This window comes from Rhodococcus oryzae (genome assembly GCF_005049235.1).
Taxonomy (GTDB): domain Bacteria; phylum Actinomycetota; class Actinomycetes; order Mycobacteriales; family Mycobacteriaceae; genus Rhodococcus_G; species Rhodococcus_G oryzae.
This window is the reverse complement of sequence record NZ_SUMD01000009.1, coordinates 131,696-152,404: the sequence shown is the minus strand read 5'-3', so window position 1 is coordinate 152,404 and position 20,709 is coordinate 131,696. Positions and strand designations below refer to the sequence as shown.

The following is a 20,709-nucleotide window of genomic DNA, read 5'->3' as shown; positions in this document are numbered from 1 at the left end:
CCCCGCGTGCCGTCGCGCGGCTACGGCCAGGATGCCTAGAGGACGACGGCAGCCTTGCCATCGGGCCATCCGGCTGAACCACGAGAACTCGGGGCTCGCGAAAGCGCGAAAGCGACCATTCTGTGCAGAGAAATCGACACCGGGACAACGGGATTCTCGATGCCACCGATGCGATCGAATCAGCCACTAACCGGACGAGCGATATATATGGTTTCCACGACGTCGCTCGGCGTCGAAACAGCACAAGCGGAGAGGATCACCTTGAAGCGTTCAATCATCGTTGCGTTGGCCAGCGCAACCATCGCCCTCGGCACCGCGGCTTCGGCATCGGCCGCGCCCATCAGTCTCGGAAATCCGGCTGACGTCGCCGATTCCGGCAGCAGCAACTTCTTCAACGCAGCCCCCGGCCACAACTCCGGATCCACCGACCTTGCGAACAGTGTGGGCCTGGCTCCGTTTGAGCTGCTGTGCAGGCTGCTCACCGGCGAGCCGCTATTAGCCTGTATTCCACACGATTTGTGACCCCATGAATGGGTTGTGAAGCCGACGACACACCGTGTGTTCTCGCCCTGTCCGCACGAAACCTGGTTCCGCACTGAGTCACCACGATGGTGTTGGTGAACACCCCCCGCCCCTGCCCCGCCGCTCTTGGGCAGGGGCGGGACGGACATGCTGGTCGACCTACGTGCGACCGGGCCGCCGCTGGATTACCAGCATGGCGGCGAGCAGCTGATCCCAGGTGGTGGCCGGAAGCTCGTGGCCGATGCCGTTCAGAGGGAGCAGGCCGGCACCGGGGATCTCACGAGCCATGGCCTGTCCGTTGCCGTAGGGAAAGAACGGGTCTTCCGTACCGTGGACGACGAGGGTCGGCACGGCGATGTCGCCCAGACGCTCCCGCCAGCGGTCGCCCGCCTCGACAAATGCCAGGTTGCGCATGCTGGAGGCCATGTTGGTGGTGCGGTCGACCATCCGAGTCATCTGCAGCCGTGCCGCCTGTTCGTCGAATCCGAGTGCGCCCGCGCGCACCCGGGCCTGTTCGACGCCGTAGTCGATCACCGCCGCCCGGTCGGACCAGTCCGGATCGGCTGCCTCCGTAAAGAACTCCACGATCCGGTCCGAGTGTTCGGGCAGATCCGAATCCGCGGGGCCTGGGGACGTCGGACGGGTGTTGATCAGGGTGAGCGCCGACAAACGGTCAGGGTGGTCGAGGGCCGCAAGCTGACAGATCCATCCGGCCACCGAAAAGCCCACCAGGTGAGCTCGCGGAAGTTCGAAGACATCCATCAGTCCAATGATGTCCAAGACCAAGTCGCGAAGGCTGTAGCCGGGAGAGCCGGTCGCATAAGCAGTCGACCGGCCAGTGTCGCGGATGTCATAGCGCAGGACGAACCGACCAGCGCCGGCAAGCCGGTCGCAGAACCGGTCTTCCCAGAACAGTCTCGATGTGCACGGCAGCACCACTGGCGGCTGCCTCCGGTCCCCAAATGTGGTCAGACACAGGTCGACGTCACCGACGGTGACAAGGTGCTCTGGCGATCGTTGAATATGAAGCGGCATGGCTACTCCTCCACGGTTGCATCTCGCAAGAAGAGACCACTTCCGCGGCTCTAACTCATCGGTCCGGGTGCCCTTCCGTGACCAGCGACGCCGCCCCACGCCATGATCACGAAGTCCGGCTGGAGTACTGGTCGACGAAGTGCGCTCCGCTGGGACTTTCACAGACATCGCGGAGATGCACCTCCAATCATTGGAACTGTGACGACGCGGCAGCCGGCGACGAACCCGACCAGTGATTTCAGTAGCCCCTCGACGACGCTCGAGCGCCAACCACGCAGGAAATCATCCAGATTTGTCTGATCAGGAGCCCTCCTCAGGTGCGATAGCCGGCCGGTCAACCATCCAATCCGCATGCAGCCCGGCGTGCTCCGCCATTGGTGAGCACCCATCCACCCATCCATCCACCGCCATCCAGCGGGAAGGTGACGAATGGATGACGCGACAAGTTTTGACAGCTACTACCAAATGCGAGATACTCTCATTATCGAGTAGAACCCAAATGATTGGAACTGCCATGAAAGCACCAGGCGTGCGCCGCTGGCTGGCCCTCGGCGCCCTGGCCGTCGCCATGCTGACCATCGGACTCGACGTCACCGTCCTGACCGTCGCCCTGCCCACCCTCGCCGTCGACCTGCACGCCGACACCGCCGCACTGCAGTGGTTCAGCGGCGCGTACACCCTCGCCCTCGCCGCCTTCATGCTTCCGGCCGGCGCGCTTGGTGACCGCTACGGACGCAAGAAGTTCCTGCTCGCCGCCCTGCTGCTGTTCGGCGCGGCCTCGATCGCCTGTGCCTTCGCGGCCTCCTCCGGACAGCTCATCGCCGCCCGCGTGGTGCTCGGCGTCGCGGCGGCCGCCATGATGCCGCTGTCCATGTCGGTGCTGCCCGGCCTGTTCCCCGAACCGGCGCAGCGTCAGCGCGCCCTCACCATCTGGATCACCTCCACCGCCATCGGCCTGCCGCTCGGCCCGATCGTCGGCGGCTGGCTGCTGCAGAACTTCTGGTGGGGTTCGGTGTTCCTGCTCAATGTGCCCATGGTGGCCATCGGTGCGACCGCCGTCGCGCTGCTGGTGCCGGAATCGAGCTCCGACAACAAGTTCCGGCTCGATCTGCCGGGCGTAGCCCTGTCGATCGCCGGAATGCTCGGTCTTACATACGGTTTCATTCGCTGCGGGCAGGAGGGCTGGGACGATGGCCTCGCCTGGGCGGCCATTCTCGGCGGCGCGCTCGTGCTCGGGGCGTTCGTGCTGTGGCAGCGGCGTGCGGCCTATCCGCTGATCGACCTCGGGCTCTTCGGCGCGCACGGATTCCGCTGGGGCACCGTCTATCTGGTCCTGGTCAACTTCGCCATGTTCGGCATCTTCTTCACCATGCCGCAGTACTTCCAGTCCGTGCTCGGCACCGACGCCCTCGGGAGCGGGCTGCGGCTGCTGCCACTCATCGGCGGGCTCGCCGTCGGTAGCCGGGTGGTGGACAGGGTGCTGCCCAAGGCCGGGCTGCGCGCAGTGCTGACCACCGGATTCGCGCTGCTCGCAGCCGGACTCGGCATGGGTGCACTGCTCACCGTGGACAGCGGCTACGGGCTCGCGGCCACCGCGCTGGTCCTGCTCGGCTTCGGTATGGGGCTGGTCATGCCCGCCGCCATGGGTCTGGCCATGGACGACCTCACCCCCGAACGCGCCGGCTCCGGCTCGGCCCTGCTGCAGGCGCTGCGGCAGGCGGCGGGAACCATCGGCGTCGCCGTGCTAGGCACCGTGTTGTCCACGCAGTACCGTTCCAGCCTCGGCGAGCTCAACCACGACCCCGTCTCCGACGGTGTCAACGCCGGGATGGGAGTCGCGCACAAGCTCGGCGATCCGGCCATGCTCACCCACGTGCAGACGGCATTCATGGACGGCATGAGCGTCATGCTCTGGGTGTGCGCCGCGATCTGCCTGGCCGCCACCGTTCTGGCCGCGACGCTGACCCGGCGAAAGCCTGTGACACCGGAGCCCGAGACCGATGCTGCACAATCGGTTCATGCCAGCTGAGTCCACCAACGCTCTACATTCCGAGGAACCCGCACGTCGGCCCAAGCCGACGCTGCGGGAGCGGAAGAAGGAACGCACTCGGCGCACCATTCGCACCGAGGCGTTCCGCCTTTTCCGGGAGCAGGGCTATACCGAGACCACCGTCGAACAGATCGCGGAGGCCGCGGACATCTCGCCCAGCACCTTCTTCCGCTATTTCCCGTCCAAGGAGCAGGTGGTCCTCGCCGACGACCTGGATCCGGTCATGATCCAGGCCATCGAACGCCAACCTGCCGATATGCCGCTGCTCGCGGCCTTCCGCCAGGCCACCATCGAATCCTTCGAGGAGATCTCCGACGAGGACTACGCGTTCGAGAAGGAACGGGTCGACCTGGTGTACTCGGTGCCGGAACTGCGCGGTGTCATCGCCCGGGAATTCGAGCGCAATATCGAACTGATCGTGGGGCTCGCGGTGGCGCGAACCGGGCGCAGCACAGAGGATTTCGAGATCCGCGCACTTGCGGGCGCGCTCACCGGGGCCATGCTGGCGCAGATGGGGCGCGACCCGTTCGATCTCGATCAGATCCTGCGCATCATCGATTTCCTGGGTTCCGGAATGCCGATCTAGACCGGCCGCACGCCGGTCAGGCTCGCCACCGTGTCGTCAGTTGCGGTCGAGAAGAATCCGCCCTCCACGTCAACGAGGCCGTGTCGGTTGAAGGCAGGGGCGGCGTATCATTCGCCCGGTCGCCGAAGGCGGCAACGGTCTCGACGGGTGAGGAAACGCGAATGGTCGAACGTCCTGAGCAGCTCTGCGGACAGCGAGCCGGGAGCTCGGCACCCAAGCTTGTCGCAGCCTGCGTGCTGGCCGCCGGCATCGCGCTTGGCGGCACGGGAGTCGCCGGGGCCGAACCCGATTCGGGTTCCTCGTCCGCACTGGACGCGGAATGGGAGGCCTCGTGGGCCGCCTACGAGTTCGAGGAGAGCCAGGCCGGTACGGCACTGGTGACCGTGAACGTCGACCTGCCGGTCACCATCGACGCGCCCATCGATCGCGTGTTCCCGGCGTATTCGAACTTCTCCAACAGCTTCGGACGGCATCCGTTCCTGAAGGGCGTGCTCGATCGCCGCAAGTACACCGAGGGTGGCGCCGACGTCTGGGAGTTCATCGCCCTCGAGGACATCCCGGCAGGTCCGGTGTCGATCCCGGGACGCACCGTCGGGCAGCAGCGGGTGTACGCCGCCGACCACTGGTACAGCACCGATACCTGGGATATGCCCGGCGTGATCACCCACCAGAAGGTCACCTTCGCCGAGGACGGCGACGCGACCACGGTCACCGAGCACCTGACGTTCTCGGCGCCGGCGGCACTGATCGACTACACCGTGCAGAACGGCGTGTCCTCGCACATCGCGAACCAGCAGGCCATGCAACGCGACATCGAAAACGGCACGCTCTAGACGCCGATCGCGGCAGCCGAAAGACAGCCGCGCTCATCTGCGATCACGGGGCATCGACGCGGTGATCGCCGGATCCAGCCTTGGTAGCGCGTGCGATCATGTTGATGTGAGTGCTGGGGCTACTGCCGCGGCCTGGGCCGAGCAGCAGATCGCTTCTGTGCGCGACGATCCGGCAGGCCGGATCGCGCTCATGCAGCGCTGCTACTACGGCCCGTACGGCAAGGCCCCGCGGCATCTCCCGTTCCGACGGGCGGCGATGTCGTTCATGCAATGGCAACTCCGGCGAGGTTTGCTCCAACCACTGTCCAGCGACCATCCCGGCAGTCCATGGTGGCGCGCAGTGAACGAGCGCATCCTTCGTGACGGGTGTGAGGCGGTGGCCCTGAGCGGGGACTTTGCCGGGCCGACCTCCTCGCAGACGGTTGACTTCTGGATGTCCTTCGCTGATTACCCGACCGCTCGGGCCTGGTATCGGGCGCACAACGGGAGCGTGGTCGCCGCCTACCTCGAGCACCGCGACCAGGCGGAGGCCGAGAACGAGGCCGAGCGCTTCTTCATGAACGTCGTGCTCTGCCGTGTGCTGTACAGCCACGCCCTCGTCGCGGCCCCCCGAATCTCGCTTGGATGGCTACGCCCCCTCGCCCCGTTCCTGGGTGACCCGAGACTGGGCATGACCGGGATTTTCCTACAGCTCTCTCGCGTGCTTCCGGACGAGTACCCACTCGGCGAGGGGGTACGGTCCTACCTCGATGCCGAGCTCGGATTCGGCCGACTCCTGGACTATGGGGTGATCATCCCAAGGGTGCAGCAGCTCTATGAGTGGTCGTCCCACGAGCTCGCAGCGCCGGGCCTGCTGGACTGTATCCGGGACGGAGCCCTGACCTACGCATGGCCGTTCGAGGACCGCGACGTCTGGCAGCCCCCGAAGTCGTTCATCGTCCAGATGGCGCGACGGGCGCTCCGCCCAGAACGACGTGCCTGAGCGGCCACAGCCTCGGGTGCGGAGGCGCGACGTCAGTCGCTGGAGCTCATCCAGATTTCGTACGGACTCACCACCCGAAAAGCTGGTGGTCAAACTACGAGCTAGGTGTCGTACTCGCCGTCGTCCCACGGGGCGTAGAAGGCCATATAGTCCCCCGGTTCGACCGTGACATTCCAGTACCACTCATGGTCGTCCTCCGAATCCGGTCCGTTGAGGATCAGGCCGAACTCGTGCCCGTGCGCCATGACGGAGAACGGGGCGACGGTGATGTCACAGAACAAGACGGGTTGAATCTCCGAAAGCAGGCGCTCGACAGCCTTCTCCTGCTCCTCGAAGTGCGCGACGTTACCGGGAAGCGCACCACTCCCGGGTCGGATTCCCAGTGGAATGATCGTCGAATCCACAAGCGCCCCAACCGCATCGAACAGATATCTGGCTGCGAACTCCGACCCGGACCCGTCATCGAGCGCCCAAGCAAACGGAGTCGTGACAAAGAACTGGCGGCCGTCAGCAGTCGTCCCGACATACGCCGCGTGGTAGTCGTCCTGCGCAATCACAAGGAGCCGGGGAGCCAACTGCCCATCAGCGTCGCGCACACCAGCATCGAGATGACCCGTCACCCAAAGATAGTAACGATCAATCCACAGCGCTGGAGGGGGCCACTCGACGTAGACGCGCTGATCCCTTCCGAGACAAAGAGATACTCCGGCCTTCAGCGGCGGCCGCAGCCCACGGGATGACGGGCCCGCCCCCGAGATGTCGCCACGAACCGCTACCCTCCTACCCATTTCGATCAGCAAGGTCAGACTCGCGGATGAATGGAGCGGTGATGGGAATCCAGGGATCCAGGGATCCAGCGTGAGCGGAACCCCCAGCGGTGAGGAGGCGATCCCTGCGCCGCTGCTTCGGGACTACCGCCACATCGGAGGCATCGAATCAATCGAGATCGACGGCACTCGACACTTCTTCGGCTATGACTTCAGCGAAGATCTGGTCCTGTCCCCACTCATCAACGACCACGAACTCATGTCGGTCTTCGCGGAGACGCACATGGAGCAACGTGACGGCCTCCACGATCGCGAGTACTGGCGGGATCTCGTTGATGAATCACTCGAATACTCAGCATTGGCGGAGCCGGGCTCTTGCTCCTTCGAGGCCGAGCAGCTGCGGTTGATCATCACCTCGCTGAAGGAGATCGCAGAAACCGGAGTACCGGTGCCTGACTTCAACTACCCCTATCACCTCAGATTCCTGCTGGCCTCCGCCGGGCAATGGAGAGAGCAATTCACGGCAACCGCGGATGGCATCAGGTTCATCAAGGGCACTGAAAGCGCTGCCGAAGGGGCCACGCTCGAGCAGATCGCACGGAACGTTCTCCGTGAGACTCAGAATGTGATGAATGCTGCTGGGGGAAACTGGGCAGAGGTCTTCAACGCACTCGGACAATGACACGACGCGGTACCGCTCCCCGACGTCGAAGCCACCCGTGGATCGACGAAAGCTAGCATCGTCGCTGCCGGGGCGATTCGCCCGGTTCCGCTCGTGATCTGGAGGTAGCGCTGTGAGCGCGTTGTCGAACCCAAACACGTTCCCGCCCTATGCCACCCTGCCCGACCTGCCCCTCGACGAGGACGGCCGCGTTGAGCTGACCCGGCAGATCTGGGATCAGCTGATCGCGGGTCGGGGCGACGCCGACGATTTCATCGACACCTACGGCCCGGACTACGACCTCACCGACGAGCAGCTTGGGGCGGCATTCGCCGCGCTCCGCACCGCGCGGCTGCTCCAGCAGGCGGAGGTCGGTGCGTACACCTCCCGCACGATCGCGGCGTTCGAGGAGCTCAATGCCAACGGCGTGGTCGCCCGCGCGGACTTCTCCTGCTGCGGCAGCTGCGCGTCCGGCGAGATCTGGGGCGAGGCCGACGACAGCCGCCACTGGAAGGGCTACGCCTACTTTCACCAGCAGGACACCAGCGGTCTCGTCGAGGACGGTGAAACCTACATCGGCTACGGCGCGTTCCCGCCCGAGGACTTCGACGAGGCCGCCTACGACGCGCTCAGCGATGACACGAAGCAAGACCTCTACACGGCCGACGTGACGCGCCTGCTCGACCACGTGATGTTTCCCGTCTTCCGGCGGCACGGCATCGAGCCGGAATGGAACCGCGACCTGGGTACGAGGGTGCTACTCAAGAACGCCGACTGGTACACCCCGATCGAGGCCTAGCGCCCGGCCGAGTGGGAGTAGCCGAACGCGGGGACCGACACAAGGTATTGACAGGTCGGGGCCGGCTCGAGTCGGAGGCGGGCGGACACGACTCCGAACGGTTTCCTACGATCACGTGCGTGCCTGAGCAGGATTCCTCCAGAACTCGCGCGCGCGACATCGATCGCGCCCAGACGTGCGGGCTGCTCGACGCCGGATACGGTGAGGGACAGCTCGAGCCAGCCGAGTACCAGGCACGCACCGCCGCTGCGATGAAGGCCAAGACGCTCGGTGGCCTCGACGCGCTGGTCTCGGACCTGCAGATCCCCGAGCATCTCGTCGAGGCCACCCGCGCGACGGCGCCCGAACCGGTGCCTCGGCAACGGGTTCCCGGACGCGTCGTGGCCGCCCTCGTCGCCGCGGTCCTGGCGGTCGGCGGAACCCTGCTCTTCACCACCCGCGGGGACGACGCGGCACCCGAGACCACCGACGTCGCCGCGGCCCAGCAGGCTCCTGCCCCCGCGCCGAGCCCGGCGGGCGAGCCACAGCCGATCGTGATCGAGCCGATCGATCCCCTCACCACCGACGGAGTCCGCGAATTCGTGCGTCAGCTCGGGGTGAAGTTCGAGGGGGATCTGCGGGTGGACCAGGTGACCTTCTACTCCAGCTACGTGTTCGTGACCCGGATGCTGGAGGACCAGCCGCACCGCGAACAGGATTGGAGCTTCCGCGCCGGCTTCTCCACGTCGCGGGATCCGGAGTCGCGGCCCCTCGACACCGCCACGGTCGACCTCGCGGCCCTCGACGTGGACCGACTCGGCGACGTGATCGCGACGGGGGCGAACCGTGTCGGGATGCCGTCGGGAAGCGTGGAGTACATCTTCGTACGCCCGGACTCGCCAACCGAAGGCCTGGTCACCGTCCTGTTCAAGGACGACGCGGACCGATCGGGATCCGTCAACACCCGTCTGGACGGCTCGGTCGTCGACGTCTCCCCGGCCGAGGGATGACGATCATGCCGAATCGCCTCCGCCCCATGGCCGCGACAACGCGACTGCGCGCCCGCGAGGTCGACCGCGCCGCGGTGCGCGACGCCCTCGACTCGGCGTTCGCCGACGGCCAGCTGAGCGATCTCGAGCACCGGAATCGGGTCGAGGCAGCCGGGTCGGCGCGCACGCTGGCCGACCTCGATCGACTAGTGCGGGACCTGCAGGTGCCTGCGGAACTGCGGGAGAGCGTGAGCGCGCCGTCACCGCCGCGGAGCACCCGCTGGGCCGTCGCGCTCGCGACTGTCGTCGTCCTGGTGTGCGGAATCGTGGTGGTCACGTCGAGTCGGAACCACGACGATCCGGCCGCCACCCCGGCTGGAGCGCAAGCGGAACTGACCACCGCGGCGGGTCTCGGGCGGATGCTCGACGCGATAGCCCACCAGCTGGGCGACTCAGAGGTCGACCAGCTGACCGTCTACCCCGACTACGCGACGTTCTCACGCGCGGTGCCCGGCCAACCCGGCCGCGAGCAGTCGTACCGGTACGAGGTGGAGGACGGGCGGGCCCGGATCACGGACAACGGAACGTCGCCCCGCACCGAGGGCGTGCCCGTCGACCTCGCGGAGCTGCGTCCGAACGTTCCCCAACTGATCGGGCTGCTCTACGGCGCCGACCGCACGCTCGGTGTGGGCGACCCGACCGACATCTACCTGATCGCAGACCGCGGGGACGACGGACCGGCCGTGGGCATCTACCTGCGGAACGAGGACTCGGGGGCGCAGGGCTTCCTGACTGCCGGCTTCGACGGCACCGTCCGCAGCGTCCACCGAAGCGACCGGTAGTTCCTCGACCTGCAGGCGAAACGGACCTGCCCGACACCGGGCTGTTCGATGACAAGGAGACCCATGAACAGCGTGCACTGGAGCACCCACCTCGCCGAGGTCGACTGGCCGACACTGGAACACGCATACGGCGATGCGAGCGATGTGCCCGGCTGGATCGAGGCGCTCGCCGGGGCGGAGACAGTCGAGGAGTCGCTGCACGAACTGTGGGCGGCAGTGTTGCATCAGGGCACCCTCTATGACTCGACCGCGCCCGCGATGACGTCGATCGCGGCGGTGCTCGGCGCACGGCAGACCGCGGATGCGGAGAGCACGGCGTGGTTGCTGCTGATGTTCGACGACGCGGTGCGTGCCTATGAAGAGGTCGAGCTGGACGATGTCGAGACGGCCGCCCTCGTCCGGTCGGCCCGGGACTCGTTGACCCAGATCGCGGCGCTCGTGCGACCACTGATCGTCGACGACGGCTCGGAGGCCGCGGCCGCGGCATTGCTGCAGGCCGCTGCGCGCACGGCCGATTCCGCTGCCCTCGACACGCTCGCGGCGCGGGCGAGCGCCCGCCCGGCGGAGCAGGTCGAGCAGGCATGTGTCGCCGCGCTCACGACTCTCGGTGTCGATGTCTCGGCCGCCCTCGCTGACGGGGATCCCGGCCTGGTGATGGCGGCTGCGCTCGCGCGGATCGCGGCCGGGGGCACTGAGACCACCGATCTCGACGCGCTCGTAGCGGGATGGGAGCTCGCCGTCGAGGTGGCGCCCCGCATCGCGTTCGGCGTCGGAAACCTCCCGGAATGGTTGAGCGAGGTCAACCCGGAGGCATCGGCTGTCGTACTCGCCGCGCTGCCGGCGCCGGACGAGACGACGATCGCAGGACTCGTCGATGTCGTCATCGGTTCCCGGCGCAACGCTCCGGCGGCGGTCCGTCGCTTGCTGGCACTGGCGGCGCTGCCTGAGGCCAGGCCGGAGGCGATGATCGCTGCGCTCCGGCAGTGCCCACCGATACCCGAGGTCTGCGACCTGCTCGTCGCCCTCGCGGAGCGGGTGACTGGCGGCGACACCTCCGCCATCGGGTCGAGCACCTTCGACACGGATGCTCGAGCGGATTCCGCGCTCGCTCTGCTGCGGGCAGGCGACGGACGGTGGGCTCGCCCGATGGCTCAGGCCCTGCTCACGAACCCCGCCGCGCGCGGCCTCATGGTTGCCACCTCCGCGTCGGGACGTTCCGCGCTCGGCTACGCGCTCGTGCGCGAACACGCACCGTCCGCCACCATGCTCATCGTCGGCATCCGGCAGGCGCTGCGGCAGCAGCCGCCTGCCGATCCGTCCCGCGACGGCGCCGGACACCTCATCGAGTTGCTCGCCTCCTGGCCGGCCGAGACCACCGCCGAGGCCCGGCCCGAGGTACAGGCGCTGCTTGCGGTCGCGCCGAAGCAGTCCGCCGACGCGCTCGCGACATGGGGCGACACCGCCAGCATCGACCGCGTCCGCGAGGCGAGCGTTTCCGGCGACGCGACCGTGCTGCTCGCTCTCGCACGCTTGACGAAGGACCCGGAGGACTTCCGTCGCGTCCTCGACGCCGACCTCGAACACAAGGAGTCCGCGGTACTCGCGCACTGGGCTGACCGCACCGACCCGCGCTTCCTCGACTGGTGCCGCAGCCTCGTCGGCGCCGAAGCCGCGACGAGCGACTACCAGCGAGATAACCAGCTCGCCTCACTACGCATTCTCGTTGCCTTCGACGCGGGCGAGGCCGCAACCGGCTGGCCCGTGCTGCGCAGCATCATCGACGATGGGCGCGGCCCGATCGAAGAAGCCATCGGTCTCGCGCTCGAGTGGCGCGCCCAGCAGTTGCTACTGCCCAAGGCGCACAACGACTTCGAGGCGCTGCTCGCCGACCTCGTCGTCACCGACCGCAAGAACTACAACGGCCCGCTCATCAAAGCCGGTGCCGCCGCCGCGATCGCCCTCCTCGACCTCGGGCTGCCCCTGCCCGGCACTCCCGCACGAATCGTGAAGATCGTCGCAGGTGCCGTGACCGACCGGTGGGCACGCGATCTCGGCCTCCGCCTCGCCGAACGGCTGGCGGCAGCACCGGCAACGGTCCGCCGCGACGTCGCGAAGAAGCTCCGCTCCCTCGTGGACCGCGACGAGCGCTTCGACTCCAGCGGCGACACCGCTGTCGAGGATGAACGCGCCCTTGCCCGCCTGCGCCCGATCCTGCACGACCTGGAGATCGACTGAACCCCGCCGTACCCACGTCGTCAGGTGCGCCGGTCGTTGATCCGATAGGTGACGCGAAGCTGCTGGGGCCCGCGGTCGATGTGGATCTCCGCGATGTCGGACGGGATCAGGGCGGTGTCGTGCAGGACCGGGGTGCCGTCCTCGGTGACGTTCGTTCGGCGACTGAGCATCGCCGGGCTGATCTCCGGGCGCGCCAGCAGTTCGGCTTCGGCAGCACCGAGCGTGGTGACGGTGATCGACTCGTTGGCCGAGGCGACCGGGTAACCGTGTTGTGCGAGAACCTGATAGAGCGACGCGTCGACCAGTTCATCCGGGGAGATGCCCATGCTCCGCGGGATGTAGGAGTACTGCAGCACGGCGGGATGCGTGTCGATCACGCGGTGGCGGGTGACCACGAGCACCTGCTCGGTCGGCCCGAGGCGCAGGGAGCGGGCGACCTCGGGTGGCGGAATCTCCCACGCGGACCCGAGAATGTGCGTCTCGACGTTGGCGCCCTGTGCCCTGAGATCGTCTGCAAATCCCGATAGGTGGAGCAGGTTGTAGGTGTACCGCTTGTTCGCCGGGAAGGTGCCCGCGCCCGGACGCATCTCGATCAGCCCGTCGTTCTCCAGCAGTTGCAGCGCCTGCCGAAGGGTCATGATCGTGACACCGTAGGACGCCGCGAGTTCACGCTGCGCGGGCAATGCGTCGTCGGACTGCCATTCGCCGGTGTCGATCCTGGCCCGCAGGTCGTCGTAGATCGCCAGGTACTTGGGCAGTCGAGATTGCCTGGTCACGGATTTGCTGCCTCGTCGAGTCGTTGGCGGAAGTCTTGGACGGTTCCCATGATCGACGCCGCGGTCGCACCGTCGAGCACCGGGTCCATCAGCGCCGAGGCGACGACCACGCCGTCGGAGTGCCGAGCGGCCCGCGCCGCGCGCTCGGGTGAGTCGATTCCGAACCCGATCACAACCGGCAGACCGTCCGCCGACCGGAGGCGGTGGGCGGACCCCCACCCGCCCTCGTCCGTGGTCCGGTGCCGCCCGGTCGGCGCCATCGCGCCCATCGAGTAGACGAATCCACCACTGGCCCTGGTGATTTGCTGCGCCGTGTCCGCCGGGGTCGACGGGGCCGCCATGAGCACCGGGGACACGCCCGCAGTGTGGGCCGCCGCGAGATAATCCGCCGATTCCTCGAACGGCAGATCCGCGACAATGGACCCACTGATTCCGGCGGCAGCGATCGCACCCAGGTAGTTCGGGACGCCGCGCGAGACCAGGTGATTGCAGTAGGTCATGGCGATCAGCGGCACGGACGAGTCCGGGAGCTCGTCCAGGATTCGTTCCACCTGCGCACCCCGCTGGAGAGCGGCGAGGGAGGCGCGCTGGATGACTGCCCCGTCCAGCATCGGGTCCGAGAACGGGAGCCCGATCTCGACGGCGTCGGCACCCCCGTCGATCATGGCCTGCACGAGATCGGTCCAATCCTCTCGGATCCCGCCCATGACATAGCCGATCAGGCATTTGGAGCCGCTGTCGCGGACCTTGCGAAGCGTCATCTCAAGCACGTTCACGGTCGAGCCTCCTGACTTGTTCGGCATCCTTGTCGCCGCGGCCGGACACCGTGACCAGGACGGTGGAGTCGGGAGCGAACTGTCGTTCGCGGGCGGCCTGCGCAACCCAGGCGAGCGCGTGCGCGGACTCCAGGGCGGGGAAGATGCCTTCGAGTCGCGCGAGCTGCCCAGCCGCGTCGAGGACCTGCTCGTCGGTGACGGTCACGTAGTCCGCGCGACCGAGCTCGGCAAGGTGGGCATGCTCGGGCCCCAGCCCCGGATAGTCGAGACCGGCAGCGACGGAATGCGCTTCGAGCACCTGCCCCGCATCGTCCTGCAGATACAACGACATCGACCCGTGCAGCACACCCAGGGTGCCGTTGGTGGCGCCGGCGCCACCCGCGCCCTCGACGCCGACGAGGCGCGCCTGCGACGAGGCGAACCCGGCGAACGTTCCCGCCGCGTTGGATCCGCCGCCGACGCACGCAACGACGATGTCGGGGACGCCGCCGGCGAGCAGTTGCGCGCACTGCGCCGCGGCCTCGATCCCGATCACGGACTGGAACTCGCGAACGATCCACGGGTAGGGGTGCGGCCCGAGCACCGAGCCCAGGCAGTAGTGGCTCTCGTCCGCCCGAGTGACCCAATGCCGAAAGGCCTCGCTGGTGGCATCCTTCAGCGTCCTGGCGCCGGTTCGAACCGGAATCACCTGCGCGCCGAGCGTCTCCATCCTGTAGACGTTGAGCTCCTGCCGGGCCATGTCGACCTCGCCCATGTACACGGTGCACTTCATGCCGAGCAGTGCAGCGGCCGTTGCCGTGGCGACGCCGTGCTGACCGGCGCCGGTTTCCGCCATGAGTTCGCGTTTGCCCATCCTGCGGGCCAGGAGTGCTTGGCCCAGAGCATTGTTGAGCTTGTGACTGCCGGTGTGATTGAGGTCCTCGCGCTTGAGCAGGACGCGGACACCGAGCTCCTCGGAGAGCCGCAGTGCCCGCGTGACGGGCGTCGGGCGCCCGCAGTACTCGGCCAGGAGTCGACTGAGTTCCGCCCGGAACTCCGGGTCCGCCCACGCATCGCGGAACCCTGCTTCGACCGCGCGGCATGCCGGCGCGAGCGCCTCGGGGACGTATCGCCCACCGAATCGGCCGAACCTGCCAGACAACCCAGGGTCGCCCATTGGTGACTTGGCCACACCCACCCCCAATACGTTCTAGCGTTCTAGTGTTATAGAACAATACTAAGGTAGCAGCCCGCGCAGGCATAGCGAAGCCTCATCGCCAGCCCACCGCCCTTGGCTCATTGCGCCATCTTCGACCAACCACCCATCCCCCACCGATGCGCCGTCCGGTAGCCTCGGCCAATGGCAGGCGAAAATGCCATTTTCAGCTTGGCGTGGCCACACGGCGTGAGTGGCCGTGCGACCGCCGGCCACACGACAAAGGGAGAGCGCTATGGGGTTGAGGGCTGGAGTCAGGCGGTTCGTAACGACACTGGGGGCACTGGTCGCCGTCATTGGGGTTGCGGCCGGGTCGGCATCGGCATCCACGCCGGCCGATCCCCAGCCCGGTCGCGAGTACGTCAATCTCGGCGACAGCTTCAGCGCCGGATCAGGAATCTCCCCGATCGCCCCCAGCCAAGAGCCCAAGTGCTGGCAGTCCGAGCAGAACTTCTCACACATCGTTGCCGCGCAGCTCGGCTATCAGCTCACCGACGTGAGCTGCGGCGGCGCGGATACGGACGCCTTCTACCGCGCCCAGCATGAGGGCATGCGACCCCAGCTCGAATCGCTCTCGCCTACAACCGATCTGGTCACCCTGATGATCGGCGGCAACAACCACGACACCTTCTCAGGCGCAATGGCGACCTGCGTCGAGGCGCTGGTGAAACATCCCAGCGCGTTCGACCCCTGTCGCGCGCGGCACGGGACCAGCCTGACCGATCCGATCGCCAACCAGACCTACCCCGCACTGGTCACCGCGCTACACGACATCCACGCCAAGGCACCGCGCGCCCGCGTCGTCATCGTCGGCTACCCGTGGCTGCTGCCCGCCAGCGGCAGCTGCTATCCCCAGATGCCGGTGGCCGAGGGCGATGTCCGCTACCTGCGTCAGATGCAGGCCCTGCTCAACGACGCCGTCGAGCGCGCGGCCGCAGAAACCGGCTCGACCTTCGTGGACATGGCGCAGGTATCCGAGGGGCGCGACGCCTGCAAGCCGGTCGGGCAGCGGCTGGTGGAGCCGCTGATCGGCTCCACCCATCCGATTCCGGTTCACCCGAACGCCGACGGTGAGCGCGTACTCGCGGATCAGGTCATGGCAGCTATCCGGCAGTAGTCCGGACCGACCATCAGTCGCACGTACTCACCCCAACGTCACGCGTCGAGGTGACGCTCGCCCAGCGACCTGAGCCACGCATCGACCTCACGCTGTCCCGCAAGCCGAATCAGTGGCCACCCCGACGCGACTCGCGCTGCCATCCGCTGCCGAGTGACAGCGTGCTGTGTCCATGCCCAGAGAATGATGTTGTCCTGCGGATTGCGCTTCACCCACGACAACGGACTCTCACGGTTGCCGTGCCACAGCTCCTCGCGCAAGAGACCGCGCCGAAGCGTGCGGCGGATAACCCTGCCCATCACGACCGGCCGGGAGTGATCGAGCCATACGACCGCGTCGGCGCCACCCGGCGTGCCCGGGTCAAGTAAGCCATCCAATCGCGATGTCCAGTTGCCGTCGATCACCCATCCGTTCGGGTGCTCGGCCGTGAAATCGCGAACAAGCGAACGCGCCTCGTCGAGATCGCGATACGTCCAATCAACGTCCCAGAAGACCGCATCGAGCTCTAGGCGCGGAACGCCGAGAACCTCCGATACTCGCGCCGCGAGCCGACTTTTGCCGGCCCCGGACGTCCCCAGAACACGCAACCTGCGCGGGACAGATGCGGCCGTCGAATGGGTGGCAGCAGCCTCACGGACCATCCACTCAATGTAGGGCGCGCCCGGAACCATCACTCACTCGATACATACGGCACGACCCAGACCGTGCAGCAGCACCGGGAGGTCAAGCCCGCCCCGATCTGGAACGGGCTGGACCTGCCGGTAGCGGACTCGCGTGAGTGCTACGACATCGAGACCAGGCCTGCGCCACCCCAGATCGCGAGGAGCCCGACTGCGCCGACTCCCGCGATGGTGCCGATCTGGCCGAGCTGTTCGTCCGAAGAACCCATGGATGTACTCCTTCAATTGATGGTCGGGTTGTCGTACCAGCGGGCAGCGAAATCCGTTGCGCGACTGGATGACGCCACATTCATACATGTCGAGTCCCCCAGCTCGCATTCCTGCACGTCGGAGCTGTACCAACGAGCAACGCGATTACTCGAGTTGCCTGCACGGCGGCCAGCGCGGGTGCGTCCGCGACTCGTATGCGGAAGGTCTGGCCTACTCCGGATTCGACGCACAACGCCTGTCAGAGAGCAGCGCCGGGACTACCACTGCTCGTTCAGGAGAATCCGCGATAGACCCCGTCGGGGCCGGCAGCATCAGCGAAGTCTTCGAAGTCCATGTTGGCGAGGGAGAGGTTGTTCTCGATGGACCACATCTGTGACGGGATCACCCTCACAGTCTGGCCTCTGCCGTGACCTGAGTCTGCGGGTCCGGTGTCCACAGCGAGGATCGGATGTTCGGGGTCGGTGATCGTGGTGGTGTCTGCGATGAACACGTAGTACGGGGGCTGGTCACCGATCCGTTTGAGCAGTTCTGAGATCGACAGGCCGTCGTTCGCAGGGTTGTCGATACAGGTCAGGCACGCCATGAATTCGGATTCGTCGCCTTCGCCGGCTGCCATCGCCGCGGCGACCACCTCGCGCCAGGCGGCGCCGTTGCTGAAATCGGTTCGGATGAACAATGAATCCCCGCCTCGATCGCCGAGGTAGTCGTCGAGGTGGCGACCTGTCCCCAACATCTCACTGAGTTCGGCGTCGGCCCGTTCGGCTATGTCACGGTCGAGCATCTCGCGGATCTGTGCGGCGGTGGCGGCCGGCGGGTCAGCCGGAGCGATCGATCCGATGATTCGTGCGCAGTCGTCGGAGTCGATCAGGTTGTGGCTGCGGATCTCGAACGTCCATGGACCGACTGCTTCGCGGTGACGCAACGGTGTCTGCCCTTGCATCCAGGTGATCTCGGGCTCGCCGACCTCGGTGACCCATTGGCGCAGAGTGAGGTAGCCGTACTGAGCCGTCACCTGCAGATCCAATGCCCCGGTTCGTGGATCACCGTCAACCGGTTGGACTTCGATGGTCCGCGGCAACCAGGCGACCTGCGGCCGCGGCATCTGCGCAAGCGCCAATGCCTTCGCTTCGTACTCGCGCTGAGCGGGGGTGACGAACCGATCCTCTTCCTCCCGGACCGGGCCGATCCAGGTGAACAACGCCGGATCGAAATCCTCGTCGAAATGGGGTGCCGCCAGTTCCATCACCTGCGAACCTTCGGACCTCGACAGGGCGATGCCCAGTTCTGCGTCGATCACGTAGGTCACCTCACCACTTGGCATAGCGTCGGCGAACTGGACCTGCCAGCCCGCGCGGCCGCGGACCTCCACCAGACGGGGCAGACTCGTCGGGACCAGCCGCTGGTCCGTCCCTGAATCTTCCAGTGGCCACATGGCATACGCCTGCAGGAGTTGCCATGGCGCGGCACCGCTGGTCATGACGAACCGATTCGGAGATTTGGCGGTGTGGACCATCACTCCGTCGTCGGCGCGGCGGTACTCATCGGTGCCGTTCTCGATGTAGGTCGCTTCGCCGGCTGCGTCCTCGATACGCCACGTCGTGGGTGGCAAGAACCACGCCCGCCCCATGAAGGAGTCATCGCACCACATGTCGGCGCGGACGGCCCGCCCCATCGTGCTGTAGTTCAAACCTCGTATTTGCGGCCACGTCATCGACATCCACCCAACCTAGGACGTTTCTCTATTCAGCCGGGTACTTGTCCGAGAAGTTGGACGGAAGGCGCGCGCGTTCGCGCTTCTGAACCGTCTGTCATGTGTCCGCTTGACTACGATTCGGTGCGTGCCGGGGATCGCCAACGCCACCACGTCGGCGGTGACGACGACCGGACCGAGTTGCAGCCATATGGAGCGGCATCAAACCTGGGCCGGCCACGCCAGGCTCGCCTGTAACGCGGCACCCGCCGGCCCCTATAGACAGACTGTCGATCACCTATTGCTGGGGGAGGCAATTCGAGATGAACCGCACAATGCTCGGCGCGGCCTGCGCACTGGCAGTCAACCTCGGAACCGTCCTGGCACCCAACGCAGCGGCGCAAGATATCGGCTTGCGTGAGTACCCGTGCAGCGACCAATTCCGGGTGCCATGGGCACTCGACGCATGGAATCGCGTCAACAAGGTTGCGTTCAGCCCCTTCGGATCCGACAACATCCACTGCGTCTCCTTCCACGGAATGACCGCCGTGTACCAGCTCGATCCACAAGGAAGAAAGCACGCTCTCAACCCGCCATCAGGGTTCTTGATCGGCGCATTTGCGCGTCAGCTCTATTTCTGGGATCCCGCGACGTACTGACCAACAGCGAGGGCCCGTTTCACGTCGAGCGGCGCTGAAGGTTGAAGAAAGCGGCCGCGAGCAGCGGGCGACCCGCCGCGGCAACCGCGCCCCGGCGATCATATTTGGATTCGTTGAGGAGGTGCACCGGTGATAGCTGATGCAGAGTTGGATCCCGCTGCGGTCGAGATCGGCAGTTTCTTCCCGCATTCGCCAGACGCCGTGTGGCGTGCTCTGACAGAACCGGCTCTGCTTGAGCGATGGTTGATGCGATCAATCGGGTTCGCCGCGTCTGTCGGAACGCATTTCACTTTCGCAGTACCGAGTCAGCCGACCGCCGAGATCGCCTGCGAAATCCTGACGGCTCGGCCAGGTGAGCAGTTGACCCTGAGTTGGGTCGATCTGCGAGCCGAGCATCCTGCGCGGTGGATCGTTGACTGGACGATCCAGCCACAGGGTAATGGCACGCGATTTCTGTTGACGCAAACAGGATTTGATATCGATGACCGGCGGCAGAGAATGGCACGCAATGCCTTGGAGCGGGGATGGAAGGTGACCTTGTCGCGGCTCCGTGAGGTACTCGACCACCTTGAAACGTGAGGTTCCACGATCGGGGATTCACCTCGATCCGCACCGGGCGGCGGATCTGGTGACCGGCGATCGCAACCTGACCTTCAATGGACCGCAATGGATCTCGGCGTCGACAGCCGCTCGCGGCCTGCTCACACGTCCACCCACCGCGCACCCGCCGCGACGAGCTCGCCTGCGCCGGCTGTGATTTCGGCAACCGCGTCGGCCAGCCGGGCGGGGTCCCGGGTGGCGAGGGTGAGGGTGACGGCCGCCCCGTAGTCGGTGTCGACGACGGCGACTCCGCGACCGCGCAGTTCGGCCTCCACCCTGCCGGCGGTGCCATGACCGATCTCGAGCGTGAGCAGCTCGAGGCGCTCGCGGCCGACCAGTGGCGCCGCGTCGACCACCGCTGCCACCGCCCCCGAGTACGCACGCACCAGCCCACCTGCGCCGAGCTTGACACCGCCGAAGTACCGCGTCACCACCACCGCGACGTCGACCAGGTCCCGGGTGCGCAGTACCTGCAACATCGGTACCCCGGCGGTTCCCCCGGGCTCCCCGTCGTCCCCCGCGCGTTCGGCCCGCTCCGAGGGCTCGTCTCCGGTGGTGTAGGCCCAACAGTGATGCCGCGCATCGGGATACCGGCGGCGCTGCTCGTCGAGGAAGTCCTGCGCCTCGGTTGCTCCGTCGACGCGCCGCAGCACCGCGATGAACCGCGAGCGTTTGACCTCGATCTCGGCCAGGATGTCGGTGGCCGCAGGCAACGTGGAAGGCATG

21 protein-coding genes are annotated in these 20,709 nt (G+C 66.6%); 13 read left to right on the top strand and 8 right to left on the bottom strand.

Annotated elements, in window-relative coordinates:
* Window positions 1-207: 207 nt before the first annotated feature.
* Window positions 208-522, top strand: a complete 315-nt coding sequence (locus tag FCG67_RS18680) for a hypothetical protein (RefSeq protein ID WP_136911192.1) — start codon at window positions 208-210, stop codon at window positions 520-522.
* Between the two features lie 159 nt (window positions 523-681).
* On the opposite strand, the gene FCG67_RS18675 is transcribed toward FCG67_RS18680, so the two are convergent.
* The gene (locus tag FCG67_RS18675; protein ID WP_136911191.1) at window positions 682-1,557 is read right to left on the bottom strand and encodes an alpha/beta fold hydrolase; all 876 of its coding nucleotides are present in this window, start codon (window positions 1,555-1,557) and stop codon (window positions 682-684) included.
* A gap of 514 nt (window positions 1,558-2,071) precedes the next feature.
* On the opposite strand from FCG67_RS18675, the gene FCG67_RS18670 reads away from it, so the two are divergent.
* The 4 genes from FCG67_RS18670 (at window position 2,072) to FCG67_RS18655 (ending at window position 6,008) form a co-directional block, all read left to right on the top strand.
* Window positions 2,072-3,586 (top strand): MFS transporter, encoded by a 1,515-nt coding sequence (locus FCG67_RS18670; RefSeq protein WP_246045153.1) that lies wholly within the window; start codon window positions 2,072-2,074, stop codon window positions 3,584-3,586.
* On the top strand, window positions 3,576-4,193 hold the full coding sequence (locus tag FCG67_RS18665; protein WP_246045152.1) for an acyl-CoA-like ligand-binding transcription factor: 618 nt from the start codon (window positions 3,576-3,578) through the stop codon (window positions 4,191-4,193). Before FCG67_RS18670 ends, FCG67_RS18665 begins: the two co-directional genes overlap by 11 nt.
* Window positions 4,194-4,354: 161 nt before the next feature.
* Window positions 4,355-5,026 (top strand): SRPBCC family protein, encoded by a 672-nt coding sequence (locus FCG67_RS18660; RefSeq protein WP_136911188.1) that lies wholly within the window; start codon window positions 4,355-4,357, stop codon window positions 5,024-5,026.
* A 106-nt stretch (window positions 5,027-5,132) separates the two neighbouring features.
* Window positions 5,133-6,008: a hypothetical protein gene (locus FCG67_RS18655; RefSeq protein ID WP_136911187.1), complete on the top strand. Its 876-nt coding sequence runs from the start codon at window positions 5,133-5,135 to the stop codon at window positions 6,006-6,008.
* A 101-nt stretch (window positions 6,009-6,109) separates the two neighbouring features.
* Here the strand turns inward: FCG67_RS18655 and FCG67_RS18650 are convergent, their stop codons facing one another.
* Complete coding sequence (locus FCG67_RS18650; protein ID WP_136911186.1) at window positions 6,110-6,628, bottom strand: hypothetical protein; 519 nt, start codon at window positions 6,626-6,628, stop codon at window positions 6,110-6,112.
* A 238-nt stretch (window positions 6,629-6,866) separates the two neighbouring features.
* On the opposite strand from FCG67_RS18650, the gene FCG67_RS18645 reads away from it, so the two are divergent.
* The 5 genes from FCG67_RS18645 to FCG67_RS18625 all read left to right on the top strand — a co-directional run bounded on the left by FCG67_RS18645 (window position 6,867) and on the right by FCG67_RS18625 (window position 12,280).
* A complete protein-coding gene (locus FCG67_RS18645; RefSeq protein ID WP_246045151.1) occupies window positions 6,867-7,457 on the top strand; it encodes a hypothetical protein in 591 nt (196 codons plus the stop codon).
* 112 nt (window positions 7,458-7,569) lie between these two features.
* Window positions 7,570-8,235 carry a DUF6891 domain-containing protein gene (locus FCG67_RS18640; protein ID WP_136911185.1) on the top strand — a complete coding sequence of 222 codons (666 nt, stop codon included), beginning with the start codon at window positions 7,570-7,572 and terminating at the stop codon, window positions 8,233-8,235.
* A 119-nt stretch (window positions 8,236-8,354) separates the two neighbouring features.
* Window positions 8,355-9,224: a DUF1707 SHOCT-like domain-containing protein gene (locus FCG67_RS18635; protein ID WP_136911184.1), complete on the top strand. Its 870-nt coding sequence runs from the start codon at window positions 8,355-8,357 to the stop codon at window positions 9,222-9,224.
* A gap of 26 nt (window positions 9,225-9,250) precedes the next feature.
* On the top strand, window positions 9,251-10,045 hold the full coding sequence (locus tag FCG67_RS18630; RefSeq protein ID WP_246045150.1) for a DUF1707 SHOCT-like domain-containing protein: 795 nt from the start codon (window positions 9,251-9,253) through the stop codon (window positions 10,043-10,045).
* A gap of 63 nt (window positions 10,046-10,108) precedes the next feature.
* Window positions 10,109-12,280: a hypothetical protein gene (locus tag FCG67_RS18625; protein ID WP_136911182.1), complete on the top strand. Its 2,172-nt coding sequence runs from the start codon at window positions 10,109-10,111 to the stop codon at window positions 12,278-12,280.
* Between the two features lie 20 nt (window positions 12,281-12,300).
* Here the strand turns inward: FCG67_RS18625 and FCG67_RS18620 are convergent, their stop codons facing one another.
* The 3 genes from FCG67_RS18620 to trpB are packed head-to-tail and all read right to left on the bottom strand — an operon-like array spanning window position 12,301 to window position 15,003.
* Window positions 12,301-13,056 (bottom strand): GntR family transcriptional regulator, encoded by a 756-nt coding sequence (locus tag FCG67_RS18620; protein ID WP_136911181.1) that lies wholly within the window; start codon window positions 13,054-13,056, stop codon window positions 12,301-12,303.
* A complete protein-coding gene (gene trpA, locus FCG67_RS18615; RefSeq protein WP_136911180.1) occupies window positions 13,053-13,817 on the bottom strand; it encodes a tryptophan synthase subunit alpha in 765 nt (254 codons plus the stop codon). The genes FCG67_RS18620 and trpA overlap by 4 nt, the downstream gene beginning before the upstream one ends.
* 1 nt (window position 13,818) lies before the next feature.
* Window positions 13,819-15,003: a tryptophan synthase subunit beta gene (gene trpB / locus FCG67_RS18610; protein WP_246045149.1), complete on the bottom strand. Its 1,185-nt coding sequence runs from the start codon at window positions 15,001-15,003 to the stop codon at window positions 13,819-13,821.
* 259 nt (window positions 15,004-15,262) lie between these two features.
* Here trpB and FCG67_RS18605 point away from each other — a divergent pair, with 259 nt between their 5' ends.
* Window positions 15,263-16,144 (top strand): SGNH/GDSL hydrolase family protein, encoded by an 882-nt coding sequence (locus FCG67_RS18605; RefSeq protein ID WP_136911179.1) that lies wholly within the window; start codon window positions 15,263-15,265, stop codon window positions 16,142-16,144.
* A gap of 38 nt (window positions 16,145-16,182) precedes the next feature.
* Here the strand turns inward: FCG67_RS18605 and FCG67_RS18600 are convergent, their stop codons facing one another.
* Together FCG67_RS18600 and FCG67_RS18595 are read right to left on the bottom strand one after the other, a co-directional pair.
* Window positions 16,183-16,785 carry a P-loop NTPase family protein gene (locus FCG67_RS18600; RefSeq protein ID WP_136911178.1) on the bottom strand — a complete coding sequence of 201 codons (603 nt, stop codon included), beginning with the start codon at window positions 16,783-16,785 and terminating at the stop codon, window positions 16,183-16,185.
* Between the two features lie 520 nt (window positions 16,786-17,305).
* Entirely contained in the window at window positions 17,306-18,751 is a 1,446-nt protein-coding gene (locus tag FCG67_RS18595) for a DUF6924 domain-containing protein (RefSeq protein ID WP_136911177.1), read from the bottom strand.
* Window positions 18,752-19,047: 296 nt separating this feature from the next.
* Here FCG67_RS18595 and FCG67_RS18590 point away from each other — a divergent pair, with 296 nt between their 5' ends.
* Both FCG67_RS18590 and FCG67_RS18585 read left to right on the top strand, forming a co-directional pair.
* A complete protein-coding gene (locus tag FCG67_RS18590; protein WP_136911176.1) occupies window positions 19,048-19,383 on the top strand; it encodes a hypothetical protein in 336 nt (111 codons plus the stop codon).
* Between the two features lie 129 nt (window positions 19,384-19,512).
* A complete protein-coding gene (locus tag FCG67_RS18585; protein ID WP_136911175.1) occupies window positions 19,513-19,962 on the top strand; it encodes an SRPBCC family protein in 450 nt (149 codons plus the stop codon).
* Window positions 19,963-20,084: 122 nt separating this feature from the next.
* Here the strand turns inward: FCG67_RS18585 and FCG67_RS18580 are convergent, their stop codons facing one another.
* Window positions 20,085-20,708, bottom strand: a complete 624-nt coding sequence (locus FCG67_RS18580; RefSeq protein ID WP_136911174.1) for an IMPACT family protein — start codon at window positions 20,706-20,708, stop codon at window positions 20,085-20,087.
* Window position 20,709 lies beyond the last annotated feature (1 nt).